Origin of the sequence: Actinomadura sp. 3N508, assembly GCF_044326375.1 — a bacterium.
GTDB lineage: Bacteria > Actinomycetota > Actinomycetes > Streptosporangiales > Streptosporangiaceae > Spirillospora.
Genome location: NZ_JBIRAX010000010.1, coordinates 82,844 through 96,528, shown reverse-complemented (window position 1 = coordinate 96,528; position 13,685 = coordinate 82,844). Strand labels below are relative to the sequence as shown.

The window sequence follows — 13,685 nt, the reverse complement described above, 5'->3', positions numbered from 1 at the left end:
GGTGTTGGGCCCACCAGGCCCACCCATCCCAGGCCTACTCATTCCGGGCCCGCTCGGACCAGGCCCGCTCGGACCAGGCCCGCCCGGACCAGGGCCGCCCGGACCAGGGCCACCCGGACCAGGCCCACCTGAAGCGGGTCCGCCCGGACCAGGCCCACCTGAACCGGGCCCACCCGGACCAGGGCCACCCGGACCAGGGCCACCCGGAGCAGGGCCACCTGGGCCGCGTCCGCTGGGTATGGCGTTGCCCATAGGAGTCCTGAGCGGAGCGCCCGGCCCGGCGGAGCCGCCGCCGGACGGGCCCATGCCACCAGGCACGTTCGGCCCACCGGGCGCGGCGCCTCCACCAGGCGTCCCAGGGCCGCTTGCCCTGCTGCCCGGCATCTCCGGCCCGCTCAAAGGTCCGCGCCCGCCAGCGCCGCCAGTGCCGCTTGGCCACCCGGACCCGCCGGGGGCCTCGGGGCCGCTTCGCATGCCCGCGTCGCCAAAGCCGCCAAGTCCTTCGGGCGCGGTCGCCCCGCCCGGGTCACTCATCCCGCTGGACCCGCTCGGGGCGCCGGACGTCCGCGAACCACCAAGTGGATCACCGGACCCGATACCGCTCGACGAACCGAAGTCGCCGTACGAGCTCGATCCGCCCGACGGTGCACCGCTGCCACCCGTCCCGCCAGGCGTGCCGGATCCGGCGGACGGTCCCAAGCCGGGGAAGCCCGGGTCACTCAACGGGGAGGGGCCGCCGGGCATGCTCGGGCCGGCGGACGCGGCGCCTCCGCTGAGCGCGCCCGGCTCGCCGGGCATGCCATGGCCGGGCGGCGTCCCGGAGCCGGAAAGACCGGAAGGACCGGAAGGCCGAGGGGCGGCGGCGCCGGGAACGGAGGGGCCGCCCATGAAGTTCGAAGGGGGGTCCTGCGGTCCAGCCGGTGTCCCGGCCGCGCCTGGCGCGGCGGACTCAGGGTGGACGCCCGGCTGCCCGGGGTCGCCGGAATCGCCGGGACGGGGGTTCTGCTGCCCGCCCGGCCTCTGCGACCCGGGTTCCGGTCGGGGCTGGCTTGGATTACTCACGCGACCTCATCAACAGGGGACAACGGTTAGCTGCCGAGGGCCGGGGTCACCCACCGGCTCTGGGCGGCTTTGCGCCGTCCGAAGCGTACTGTGCGGGCTGGTGAGCGGGGGGAGCGAGTGCAGTGCGACGGCACGTTCTGGCTGGTCAACGTCCCGGCCGGATGCGGTGGCCGGTGAATCCTCCTTGTTTGTCTGCCACTCGGAGCGCTACTCCCCGAGGCCGTGGACGCCGGACATCGCCAGCTGGTGCCATGCGCAACTTTGACACACTTCCACCACATACACCCAGAATTCTCCGTTTTTGTGGTCCAACGGGGGCGTGTGCGGCGGCCTCGGACGCGTCCCGTCCGGCGGCAGCCCAGCAGCCCACTTGCCAGGACGGGCCGCACTACGTATCTTGTCGATGTATCGAGTCGATACATTCACTCGATACAACCACTCGATACATCGGTTCGAGACATCCGGTTCTGCGGAGGTGGACGATGGCGGCCAGGAAGGGCGCGGGCGTGCTGGAGCTCGCCGTGCTCGGTCTGCTGCACGAGTCCCCCATGCACGGGTACGAGCTGCGCAAGCGGCTCAACACCCTGCTGGGCATGTTCCGCGCCTTCTCCTACGGGTCCCTCTACCCGTGCCTCAAGCAGCTGCTCGCCAACGGGCTGATCATCGAGGACCGGCCGGAGGAGCCGAACACGGCGCTGGCCCTGCAGAGCCGCCGGTCGAAGATCGTCTACAAGCTCACCGCGGACGGCAAGGAGCGCCTCCAGCAGCTCCTGACCGAGGCCGGCCCGGCGTCGTGGGAGGACGAGGGGTTCGGCGTGCACTTCGCCTTCTTCTCGCACACCCGCGCCGACGTCCGGCTCCGGATCCTGGAAGGCCGCCGCAGCCGGCTGGAGGAGCGCCTGGAGAGCGTCCGCGCCGCCCTGGCACGGACCCGCGAACGGGTCGACTCCTACACCCTGGAGCTGCAGAACCACGGGCTGGAATCCGTCGAACGCGAGGTCAGGTGGCTCAACGAGCTGATCGGGCGCGAGCGGGCCGAGCAGGAACAGGCCGAGCAGGAAAAGCAAGCCAGACAGTACGGAAGCAAATACGACAAGCCTCGGGACAAGGGCCGCTGACAGCGGCCCACCTGGGACGGGTCAATCCCACCTCAGGTCCCCCGCACGGAAGCGGCGTCCGCCCTCCGGCGGGCGAGGATCGCAACCGCAAGAGAGAAGGAGCTACCGGATGGGTTCGGTGCGCGTAGCCATCGTGGGTGTGGGTAACTGCGCCTCTTCGCTCGTCCAGGGTGTCGAGTTCTATAAGGACGCGGCCCCCGATCAGCGAGTCCCCGGCCTCATGCACGTGCAGTTCGGCGAGTACCACGTGGGCGACGTCGAGTTCGTGGCGGCGTTCGACGTGGACGCCAAGAAGGTCGGGATGGACCTGTCCGAGGCCATCCACGCCAGCGAGAACAACACGATCAAGTTCGCCGACGTCCCGCCGACCGGCGTGACCGTCCAGCGCGGCCACACCTTCGACGGCCTCGGCGAGTACTACCTGAACATGGTCGAGGAGTCGGACGCCGAGCCGGTCGACGTCGTCCAGGCGCTCAAGGACGCGCGGGTGGACGTCCTGGTGTCGTACCTGCCGGTGGGCTCCGAGGACGCCGACCGCTTCTACGCCCAGTGCGCGCTCGACGCCAAGGTCGCGTTCGTGAACGCGCTGCCGGTGTTCATCGCCAGCGACCCCGAGTGGGCCCAGAAGTTCACGGACGCGGGCGTCCCGATCGTCGGCGACGACATCAAGTCGCAGGTCGGCGCGACCATCACGCACCGCGTCATGGCCCGGCTGTTCGAGGACCGCGGTGTCGAGCTGCTGCGCACCTACCAGCTCAACTTCGGCGGCAACATGGACTTCATGAACATGCTGGAGCGCAAGCGGCTCCAGTCGAAGAAGATCTCCAAGACGCAGTCGGTGACGTCGCAGATCCCGCACGAGATGGCGAAGGCGGACGTGCACATCGGCCCGTCCGACCACGTGCCGTGGCTGGACGACCGCAAGTGGGCCTACGTCCGGCTGGAGGGCCGCTCGTTCGGCGACACCCCCCTCAACCTGGAGTACAAGCTCGAGGTCTGGGACTCCCCGAACTCCGCCGGCGTGATCATCGACGCGGTGCGCGCCGCGAAGATCGCCAAGGACCGGGGCATCGGCGGGCCGATCCTGTCGGCGTCCTCCTACTTCATGAAGTCGCCGCCCGAGCAGTACAACGACGACCAGGCGCACGACGCCGTCGAGCAGTTCATCCGCGGCGAGATCGACCGCTGAACACTCGCTACGTGACTCGCCGCGTGGGTCACCGCGCGGGACGGGCCCTGGAGCGTCGCCCTTAACGGCGTTCCGGAGTTCTCCTCCGCACAACGAGCCCGCGCCGAGCCCATTTACGCAGCATTCTCCGGGGACGCCCTGGCAGTGATTTTCACTGCCAGGGCGTCCCTGCTTCTGCAGAGCTTCTTTAGAGAAAACGAGTAATGTACCAGCCCTTTGTCACCGTCTGGCTCTACTGTGACACCGTCGGTTACTGCGCGCCAAGTTCCGAGTCTTGAGGTGAGAACGCCATGGCACGCGAGATGGGCAAGGTGACGGCGGGGCTAGCGGGCCTGACCGGGCTCGTGGTCGGGCTGACCGGATGCGCCGGGGGCGGTGACGACGCGTCCGCGGACGGGCAGCCCCGCGACGGCGGCACGCTGCGCATCGTCGGCTCGTCCGACGTCGAGCACCTCGACCCCGCGTCCGTCGCGAGCGTGGGCGCCTACGGGCTCGTCCGGACGTTCGCGCGGACGCTGTTCGGGACGCGAGCGTCCAACAACTTCCAGGAGACGATCCCCGTGCGCCCCGACGTGGCCGCGCGCATACCGTCCCGCGAGAACGGCGGCATCAGCAAGGATCGCCGCACCTATACCGTCCGCCTGCGCGACGACGTCCGGTGGAACACGGCGCCGCCGCGGCCGGTGACGGCGCACGACTTCGTCCGCGGCTTCGAGCGGCTGTGCAACCCGGCGTCGCCGTCCGGGGGGAAGGGCTACTTCACGTCCACGCTCCAGGGCATGGCCGACTTCTGCCGCGGCTTCGCCGCCGTCGACCCGCGCGACCCGGGCGCGATGGCCGCCTACCAGCGCGACCACGGGTTCGCCGGGGTCACCGCGAAGGACGACGAGACCCTCGTGTTCAGGTTAGAGCGCCCCGCCAGCGACTTCCTTCACCTGCTCGCGCTGCCGTCCACCGCCGCGGCGCCGCAGGAGTACGACCGCTTTGTCCCGGACGGACCGGAGTTCCGGCAGCACACCATCTCGAACGGCCCGTACCAGATCACCGAGTACAAGCCGGGCATGACCTACCTGCTCACCCGCAACCCGGCATGGCGCCCGTCCACCGATCCGCTCCGTGAACGCCACGTGGAGAAGATCCGGATCACCCTCGGGCAGGACTCGCCGGACGCCGTCCAGCAGCAGATCGAGCAGGGCGTCGCCGACCTCGCATGGGATCAGCCCGTCCCGACGTCCGCGATCCCGCGGCTGCGTGACGACCCCCGCTTCGCGATCAGGGAGGCACCGTCCAACAGCCCCTACCTGGTGTTCAACACGCGGAGCCCGAGCAATTCCGGCGCGCTCGGCAGGCGGGAGGTCCGCCAGGCCCTGGAGTACGCCATCGACCGCAGCGCCCTCATCAAGATCGTCGGCGGTCCCTCGGTGGCGAAGCCCCTGCACACGGTGATCCCGCCCGGCAACGCCGGTTACGCACCCGCCGACCACTACCCCACACCGGACGATTCCGGCGACCCGGCCAAATGCCGCGCACTCCTCGGCCGGCCGGGCCACCCCGCCCTCACGCTCAAGTTCCCGTACCGGACCAACAGCGTCCACAAGCTGATCGCCCAGTCCATCGCGGGGAACCTCGACGCCTGCGGCGTGAAGACCGAACTCCTCGCCGACTCCGGCGGCTCCTTCTACGCCGCCACCATCGCCACCCCCGCGAAGGCCGCCGCCGGCGAGTGGGACATCGCCGCCCCCGGCTGGACGCCCGACTGGTACGGCAACAACGGCCGCTCGATGATCCAGCCGCTGTTCGACGGACGCGCCTACGGGCAGAACTCCACCAACTACGGCGGCTATGACAACCCGCAGGTCAACACCCTCATCGACGCCGCACTCACCGCCCCCGACCCGGCCCGCGCCGCCCGGTACTGGCAGCAGGCCGACCGGCAGATCATGGCGGACGCGGCGATCGTCCCGCTCCTCAGCCGCGCCCACACGATCTTCCGCTCGTCCCGCGTCCACGGCGCCCGCTTCCTCCCCACCACCATGGGCTACGACTACACCCGCCTCTGGCTGAGCTAGGCGGTACGCCCGGAGCAGCCGCGGCGATGAATACAGTGATCGGGTGAAAGCTGCCGAACTGCCAGAGATTCTGCGCGGACGCGATTTCCGGCGGCTTTACGGGACGCGGATCGCCTCGCAGCTGACCGACGGCGTCTTCCAGGTGGCACTCGCCGGGTACGTGTTCTTCTCGCCTGAGCGGCAGACGACCGCGGCCAAGGCGGCGGCGGCGTTCGCCGTGACACTCCTCCCGTACTCGGCGCTCGGGCCGTTCGCCGGCGTGTTCATCGACCGGTGGCAGCGGCGGCAGATCCTGGTGTGGACGCCGATCCTGCGTGCCCTGATGGTCCTGGCCGTCGCGGGCCTGGTGGCGGCCGGGCAGGACGGCCCGATCTTCTTCATCGGCGTGCTCGCCGTCCTCGGTGTGAACCGGTTCTTCCTCGCGGCACTGTCGGCGGCGCTGCCGCACGTGGTGCGGCGCGACCATCTGGTGACGGCGAACGCGTTCTCGGTCACGTCCGGGACGGTGGTCGCGTTCCTCGGCGGCGGCGCCGGTTACCTGCTCCGGCGCGTCTTCGGCTCCGGAAACGACGGGACGGCGCTGATCCTGGTGACGGCCGCCGGGCTGTTCCTCGCCGCCGGGATGGTCGCGACGACGCTGCCGAGGAAGCTGCTGGGCCCGTACCCCGCCGAGAACGCCCTGCCCGGCGACGACCCCGCCCCGGCGGAGCCGCGGGTCCGCGAAGCGCTCGGCACGATGATCGGCGGCCTCGCCGATGGGGCGCGCCACATCGCACGCCGCCCGCAGGCGGCACTGGCGCTCGGCGCGATCTCCTTCCACCGATTCCTGTACGGGATCGTCCTGATCATGACGCTCCTGCTGTGCCGGAACCAATTCGCGGACGACCCGGACGCGGGCCTGGAAACCTTCGCGATCATGCTCGGGGTCTCCGGCGCCGGATTCTTCGCCGCCGCGCTGATCACACCGCCGGTGGTGCGGCGGATCAGCAAGCAGGCATGGACCGCCTGGCTGCTCGGCGCTGCCGCGCTGAGCCTCCTCGCCCTCGGCATGCCGTTCGCCGAACGCTCCTGGGCGGCGGCCGCGTTCGTCCTGGGCGTCGTGTCCCAGGGCGTCAAGCTCTGCGTCGACACGACCTTGCAGGAGACGATCGAGGACGCCTACCGGGGCCGCGTGTTCGCCGTCTACGACATGCTGTTCAACGCCATGTTCGCCGCCGCGGCCGCCGCTGCCGCGACCTGGCTGCCCTCGGACGGACGCTCAGCCCTCACCCTCCTGGCCGTCATCACCGCCTACGCCGCAGGCGCCGTCGCCTACCGAACGGCCGCCACCCGCAGCCCCGCCCACGCCCTCCGCTGATGGGTGTCGACGAGTACGCGTTCTCGGTGCGGACCCCGCTCTATAGGGACTCGGTGATGGCGTTGAGCGCGTCGGCGATGTGCTGGACCTCGTCCTCCGTGCAGATGTACGGCGGCATCGTGTAGATCAGCTTGCCGAACGGGCGAAGCCAGACGCCGTGCGCCATGGCGATCTCCTGGACGGACGGGACGTCCACCGGCTCGCGCGCCTCCACCACCCCGATCGCGCCGAGCACGCGGACGTCCGCCACGCCAGGGAGATCGGCGGCGCCGCGCAGTTCGCTCGCCAGGATCGCCTCGATGGTGTCGACCTCGTCATGCCAGTCGCGCGCCAGCAGCAGGTCGATGGACGCGGACGCGACGGCGGCGGCCAGCGGGTTGGCCATGTACGTCGGCCCGTGCATCAGGACGCCCGCCTCCCCCGACGTGATCCCGTGCGCGACGCGGTCGGTGCAGAGGGTGGCGGCCATGGTCATGTAGCCGCCGGTGAGGGCCTTGCCGAGGCACATGATGTCCGGGACGACCTCGGCATGGTCGCAGCCCCACAGCTCACCGGTCCGGCCGAACCCGGTGGCGATCTCGTCCAGGATGAGCAGCAGCCCGTGCTCGTCGGCGATGTCCCGCAGCGCGCTCAGGTACTCGGGCGCGTAGAACCGCATGCCGCCCGCGCCCTGCACGACGGGCTCGACGATGATCCCGGCGAGCTCGTCCACGTGCTCGGCGGCCAGCCGTGCCAGCCCGTCCAGGTACTCGGCGTCGGGATCGGCGGAGTAGCCGAGCGGTGGCGGCGGCGCGAACACGTGCCGGGCGAGGACGTCGCTGAAGAGGTGGTGCATGCCGTTCACCGGGTCGCAGACGGCCATGTCCCCGAACGTGTCGCCGTGGTAGCCCCCGCGCACGGTCAGCAGCCGGTGCCGCTCGGGCCGTCCCTGCGACCGCCAGTACTGCATCGCCATCTTGATCGCGACCTCGACCGCGACCGACCCGGAGTCGGCGAAGAACACCTTCGTCAGCGGCTCCGGCGTGATCTCGACGAGCCGCTCCGCGAGCCGCACGGCCGGCGGATGGGTGAGCCCGCCGAACATCACGTGCGCCATCTTGCCGAGCTGCCCGGTCACGGCCGCGTTCAGCTTCGGGTGGTTGTAGCCGTGCACGGCCGCCCACCACGACGACATCCCGTCGATCAGCTCGGTGCCGTCCGCGAGCGTCAGCCGCACCCCGTCGGCCGACACCACCGGCTGCACCGGCGCGGACGCGGGGATCGGCGCGTACGGATGCCAGATGTGCTCACGATCGAACTCCAGCATCCGCTCGGTCGCCTGCGGACTCATCCGCCCAAGCTGCAACGAGACCATTACCCCCGCCCCCGATCCTCAGAGGACTCACCCCTCGAAGCCCCACCCTCGGGGGAAGCGGTCCTGGGTCCCCTGCCCTTGTAGACCGCGTCCTCGGGTGCTCCCTGGGGCTCGTCGGCCTTGGGTTGTTCGTGCGTTTGCGGCGTGTGTGCGGAGGGCTCGGTGGCGGGGAGGATGCCTTGGCTGGTTGCCCAGGTGCGGAGTTCGGCGGCGGCGGCGTCCTTGCCGATCATGCCGCGGTCCAGGCGGACGTCGAGGAGGAACCGGTATGCCTTGCCGACGAGCGGCCCGGGGGTGATGCCGAGGATGTCCTGAATCTCGTTGCCGTCCAGCTCGGGGCGGATCGCGGCGAGTTCCTCCTGCTCGGCCAGCCGCTCGATCCGGACCTCGAGGTCGTCGTAGGTGCGGCGGAGCCGGTCGGCCTTGCGCTTGTTGCGGGTCGTGCAGTCGGCGCGGGTCAGCTTGTGGAGGCGGGTGAGCAGCGGCCCGGCGTCGCGGACGTAGCGGCGGACGGCCGAGTCGGTCCACTCGCCGGTGCCGTACCCGTGGAACCGCAGGTGCAGCTCGACCAGGCGGGACACGTCCGCGATGACGTCCTTCGAGTACCGCAGCGCGGTCAGCCGCTTGCGGGTCATCTTCGCGCCGACGACCTCGTGGTGGTGGAACGACACCCGTCCGCCCGGCTCGAACCGGCGGGTGCGGGGCTTGCCGATGTCGTGCAGGAGGGCGGCGAGGCGCAGGACGAGGTCGGGTCCTTCCTTCTCCTGCGCGATGGCCTGCTCCAGGACGATCAGCGAGTGCTCGTAGACGTCCTTGTGCCGGTGGTGCTCGTCGATCTCCAGCCGCAGCTTCGGCAGCTCGGGCAGGACCTGCGCGGCGAGGCCCGTGTCGACGAGCAGCGCGAGACCCTGCCGCGGGTACCGGCCGCAGATCAGCTTGGACAGCTCGTCGCGGACCCGCTCGGCGGAGACGATCTCGATGCGGCCCGCCATGTCCTTCATCGCCTGGACGACGTCCGGCGCGACCGTGAAGCCGAGCTGCGAGGCGAACCGGGCGGCGCGCAGCATGCGGAGCGGGTCGTCGCTGAAGGAGTCCTCGGGGCGGCCGGGCGTGCGCAGCACCTTGCGCTGCAGGTCGACGAGGCCGCCGAACGGGTCGACGAACTCGTGTCCGGGCAGCCGCGCCGCCATCGCGTTGACGGCGAAGTCGCGGCGGCGCAGGTCTTCGACGAGGGACGTCCCGTAGGACACGTCGGGCTTGCGCGACTTCGGGTCGTAGGACTCGCTGCGGTACGTCGTGATCTCCAGCTCGACGCCGTTCTTGCGGAGCCCGACCGTGCCGAACTCGATGCCGATCGTCCAGTGCGCGTCCGCCCAGCCGCGGATGATCTCCAGGGTGCGCTCGGGCGGCGCGTCGGTGGTGAGGTCGACGTCCTTGGTCGGACGGCGCAGCAGCGCGTCCCGGACGGGACCGCCGACCAGCGCCAGTTCGTGACCGGCCGCCGCGAACAGGGCACCGAGGTCATCGGCGACGGGCGCGATCCGGCGCAGCAGCTCGGCGATCGCGGTGCGCCGCGAGGCCTCGGAGGTCACGTTCTGGTTGGGCACGGCCATCGAGCGTATTTCCTTGATTGACGGGCTGACAAAGGACTTTCTGGCGATCAGCGGGGGGCGGCACGGAGTCCTTGCGGGACCGAAGCGGGGCGAGACCCCTTCACATGCGGCGATCCCCGAGTTACGTTCTGGGCACCCCGATGACGCCAGCGCGACCGCCGGTGAGCCTCCCGCACGACAACGGTAGCGGGATCCCCAAGGGCCACGGTCCGCCGCACATGCGGCAGGGGCGCATCGGGAGGTTTGCGCGATGCCCGCGCAGGGTTAATCCGGACGTCTCGGGTATGTGGGACCACCCCGCTACCTCGCACAGTGCACCGCACGGGGAGCCAGGGAAACCAGTTCCGGGGGTGAGCGGGGAGAGAACCCCGCGGGATGGAGCCGATCATGAAGGACGCTCTCACCATCCACCGCGCGCTGCTCGAAGGGGAGGCCGTGCACGAGATCGTCCGGCTGCCCGTCGCGCTGGCCCATGCCGACGAGCTCCCCAAGGCGCTCGGGCTGCCCGCGGACCGCTGCCTGGTGACATGCGTCTACTCCTGCGACGGCGGCCGGGACGGACGGCGCCCGTTCCTGGCCGGAGTGATCGTCCCGGCGGGCGAGCGGCCGCCCGTGGACGCCGTCCGGCGCTCGGTCGGCGCGGACACCGTCCGTCCGGCCCACGCGGACGCCGTCAACGCCGCCACCGAGTACGCGGCGGGTCTCGTCTGCCCCCTTCTGCTGCCGGACGACATGCCCCTCCTCATCGACCAGCGCATCGTGGACGGCCTCCCCGCCGACGACGTCGTCTACACCGCGACAGGCGAGGCGTCGACCGCACTGGGCATCCGAGGCCGCACCCTGTACGCCCTGTGCCAGGCAACACCAGCCGACCTCTTCACACCCGCCGCCCCTCAAGACCCCCGCCACCCAGTCGCCTAACCCAGCCCCCACCCAACCGTTGGTTGGGGCTTTGGGGGCTCTGGTGGGGCGGTGATGGCGGGCAAGTGGCCGAATACGCGCCACACGTGGACGGGACGGTCTGTTGGGCCCGCATCGCGGACTACCATCGGGGCCGTGGTGCGGGAAAACGACGCCCGCCGTCCCCAGGCGGCCGGTTCCGTGATCGGCGGCGCGGTTCCGGGCGGCTCCGGGTCGGGCACGGCGTGAGGATGAGGCGCGCGGTCGCGCTGGCCGCTCTGCTGCCCTGCTTCGCGATGGCGGCACCCGCCACCCTGGCCTCCCCCGCCACGGCGCAGGCACGACAGGCCCCCGCGCTGGCGCAGCAGAAGGCCCCGGTGGGGCTCGCGCTCACCAAGATCGACCCGAAGCCGGTACGCGAGAACTCGCGGATCGAGATCTCGGGGCTTGCCAGGAACCGCACCGACGACCAGCTCGCCGGGCTCACCATGCGGCTGCGCTACAGCCCGCAGCCCGTCACCAGCCGCAGCCACCTCGACCAGTTCTCGTCCGGCCATCCCGGCCTGCTGCCCGCCGTCGCCCCGCAGCAGCTGCCGCTCACGAGCATCGTCCAGCCCGGCAAGACGCAGTCCTGGACGTTCAAGACCACCACCAAGGCGCTGCAGCTGCGCGCCCCGGGCGCGACGCCCGGCGTCTATCCGGTGGGCGTCGAGGTGCTGAACTCCGCGCAGCAGGTGGTCGGCGGGCTGATGACGTTCCTGACGTTCATGCCGAAGGACCGGCGGTTCCAGCCGGTGGCGATCAGCTGGGTCTGGCCGCTGATCGACCGGATGCACCGCACCAGCGACCGGACGTTCTTCGACGACCAGCTCACCAAGGAGATGTCGCGCGACGGGCGGCTCGGCAAGCTCGTCAACGCCGCCGGCGCGGGCACGACACCGATCACCTGGGCGATCGATCCGGCGCTGCTGGACGACGTCCAGCAGATGGCGTCCGGCGAGTACACCGTGCGCCCGTTCGGCGGGAAGGCGGCCAAGAAGGAGAAGAGCGCGACCGCGGCGACCTGGCTGGCGGCGTTGAAGAACGCCTCGAAGGGCGACCCTTACTTCACCCTCCCGTACGGCGACCCGGACGTCATCGCGCTCGTCCGGCACAAGACGCCGCGCGACATCGGTGTCGCCTACGACGAGCGGAACACCGGCATCGTGCCGAAGGTCCTCGGACGTCCGGCGGACGCGCAGATCGCGTGGCCGGCGTACGGCGCCGCGGGCCCCGGCACGCTCGGGCAGTTCGCCAAGCACGCCCTGAAGGACGGCGGGTCGTTCCTGATGAGGAGCTCGCAGTTCCAGGACCCGGCGACGACCTGGACGCCGCCGAACGCCACCACGACGCTCCAGACGAGCGAGGGCACGCGGACGGCCCTCCTGTACGACGACAAGCTCAACGAGATCGTCAGCAAGGGGACGTCGACCGCGGCCGGGGCCGCCCTGGCCGAGCAGCGCTTCCTCGCCGAGACCGCGATGATCGCGGCGGAGACGCCGAACCTGCAGCGCACCGTCGTCGTCGCGCCGGAGCGGCAGTGGAACCCGGCACCGGGCCTCGCCGACAAACTCCTGACCTACACCAAGGACGCGCCCTGGCTGCGCGAGGTGCCGCTGAGCAAGATCGAGTCCGCGAAGCCGCAGGGCCGGCTGTTCAATGGCTACAAGGAGGATTACGAGGCATTCGAGCTCAGCGACGCGCATCTCAGGCAGACGCGGCAGATCGCCCAGCAGGCGGCGCGGTTCCGGGCGATCATGACCGGGAAGATCACGATCTCCTACGAGCGTTCCCTGCTGCGCCTCCAGTCGGTCTCGTGGCGGACGACGCCCGGCCGCGCCAAGGCGGCCCGCCGGGAGCTCGCGCGCGAACTCGACGACGACATGGACAAGGTCCGCATCGTCACCACCAAGAACAAACGGGTGCTGATGGGGGGCAGTTCGGGCAAGCTGCCGGTGCTCATCGAGAACAGGCTGGACGATCAGTCCGTCCAGGTCCGCCTCGTCGCGGTCCCGACTTCGGAGAGCCGCGCGAAGCTGCAGCTTGGGGCGCTCGACCCCGACGAGGCGGTGATCAACCTGAGGCCCGGGGAGCGGGCCCAGCGCTGGATTCCGGCGAAGGCGGCCGGGAACGGCAACTTCCATGTGCGCCTGGAGCTGATGATCCCGGACGCGGGCGGCCGGACGTTCGGGGACGGCGAGACCATCACCGTCCGGACCACCGGGTATGGGCGTCTCGCCCTGCTCATCACCGGCGGCGGACTTGCCGTACTCTTCGTGGGCGTCGGAGTGCGGGCCAACAGAGCAAGGCGCCGCCGGAAAGCGGAGGCAGCCGGTGACGGGTCGACCGAGACGGGATCGCTGGGGACGGCGCAACAAGGGAACGGGTACGCCGGCCCCGGGTTCCCAGGGTCCGGCTCCGGATTCTCAGGCCCCGCGTCCGGATACTCAGCCCCCGGCTCCGGGCCCTCAGGTCCCGCCGCCGGGTTCCCGAGCCCCGCATCCGGGTTCCCAGAACCAGGGCTACCCGGCACAGAACCGCCCCCAGGGCCAGGGCACTCCTCAAGCACCGGGCTACCCGGCACAGGGCAACCCCCAGGGGCAGGGCTATCCGACCCCACGCAATCCGCAGCCGGAGGGACGGGGCCACTACCCGTCGCAGGGCAGCACCCAGGGTCACCCGGCGCAGGGCTATCCCCAGGGCAGGGGATACCCCCCGGGCCAGCCCCCTCCGCCGCACCAGAACCCGCAACAGGGCCCGCACCAGGGCCCGCACCAGGGCCCGCCGCACCAGGGCCAGGGCTATCCGGGGCGGGGGGCGCAGAGTCCTCAGCCACCGCAGAACCCGCCGGGACATCCGAACAGGCCCCCGACGGGACGGCCAACGGCGGCGGGACCGGGACCGGTGGGACCGGGACCGGCGGGGAACATTCCGCCTGGCGCTGGGAACGTCGCAGCCGAGACGGCGATTGACATCCCCGTCCC

The 13,685-nt window shown here is 70.9% G+C and carries 9 protein-coding genes; 6 read left to right on the top strand and 3 right to left on the bottom strand.

Features of this window, described 5'->3' with window-relative positions; all coding sequences use genetic code 11:
- Positions 1–38: 38 nt before the first annotated feature.
- Entirely contained in the window at positions 39–218 is a 180-nt protein-coding gene (locus ACH34S_RS30670) for a hypothetical protein (RefSeq protein WP_395956323.1), read from the bottom strand.
- Between the two features lie 1,326 nt (positions 219–1,544).
- Here ACH34S_RS30670 and ACH34S_RS30665 point away from each other — a divergent pair.
- The 4 genes from ACH34S_RS30665 to ACH34S_RS30650 all read left to right on the top strand — a co-directional run bounded on the left by ACH34S_RS30665 (position 1,545) and on the right by ACH34S_RS30650 (position 6,795).
- Positions 1,545–2,180, top strand: a complete 636-nt coding sequence (locus ACH34S_RS30665; RefSeq protein WP_395956322.1) for a helix-turn-helix transcriptional regulator — start codon at positions 1,545–1,547, stop codon at positions 2,178–2,180.
- Positions 2,181–2,289: 109 nt separating this feature from the next.
- Complete coding sequence (locus tag ACH34S_RS30660; protein ID WP_395956321.1) at positions 2,290–3,369, top strand: inositol-3-phosphate synthase; 1,080 nt, start codon at positions 2,290–2,292, stop codon at positions 3,367–3,369.
- 290 nt (positions 3,370–3,659) lie between these two features.
- The gene (locus tag ACH34S_RS30655) at positions 3,660–5,438 is read left to right on the top strand and encodes an ABC transporter substrate-binding protein (protein ID WP_395956320.1); all 1,779 of its coding nucleotides are present in this window, start codon (positions 3,660–3,662) and stop codon (positions 5,436–5,438) included.
- A gap of 43 nt (positions 5,439–5,481) precedes the next feature.
- On the top strand, positions 5,482–6,795 hold the full coding sequence (locus ACH34S_RS30650) for an MFS transporter (protein ID WP_395956319.1): 1,314 nt from the start codon (positions 5,482–5,484) through the stop codon (positions 6,793–6,795).
- Between the two features lie 40 nt (positions 6,796–6,835).
- Here ACH34S_RS30650 and ACH34S_RS30645 read toward each other — a convergent pair whose 3' ends face one another.
- Positions 6,836–8,149 carry an adenosylmethionine--8-amino-7-oxononanoate transaminase gene (locus ACH34S_RS30645; RefSeq protein ID WP_395956317.1) on the bottom strand — a complete coding sequence of 438 codons (1,314 nt, stop codon included), beginning with the start codon at positions 8,147–8,149 and terminating at the stop codon, positions 6,836–6,838.
- Positions 8,149–9,762, bottom strand: a complete 1,614-nt coding sequence (locus ACH34S_RS30640; protein ID WP_395956316.1) for a CCA tRNA nucleotidyltransferase — start codon at positions 9,760–9,762, stop codon at positions 8,149–8,151. The genes ACH34S_RS30645 and ACH34S_RS30640 overlap by 1 nt, the downstream gene beginning before the upstream one ends.
- Positions 9,763–10,149: 387 nt before the next feature.
- On the opposite strand from ACH34S_RS30640, the gene ACH34S_RS30635 reads away from it, so the two are divergent.
- Positions 10,150–10,683: an aminoacyl-tRNA deacylase gene (locus ACH34S_RS30635; protein ID WP_395956315.1), complete on the top strand. Its 534-nt coding sequence runs from the start codon at positions 10,150–10,152 to the stop codon at positions 10,681–10,683.
- 230 nt (positions 10,684–10,913) lie between these two features.
- Complete coding sequence (locus ACH34S_RS30630; RefSeq protein WP_395956314.1) at positions 10,914–13,673, top strand: DUF6049 family protein; 2,760 nt, start codon at positions 10,914–10,916, stop codon at positions 13,671–13,673.
- The last annotated feature ends 12 nt before the right edge of the window (positions 13,674–13,685 follow it).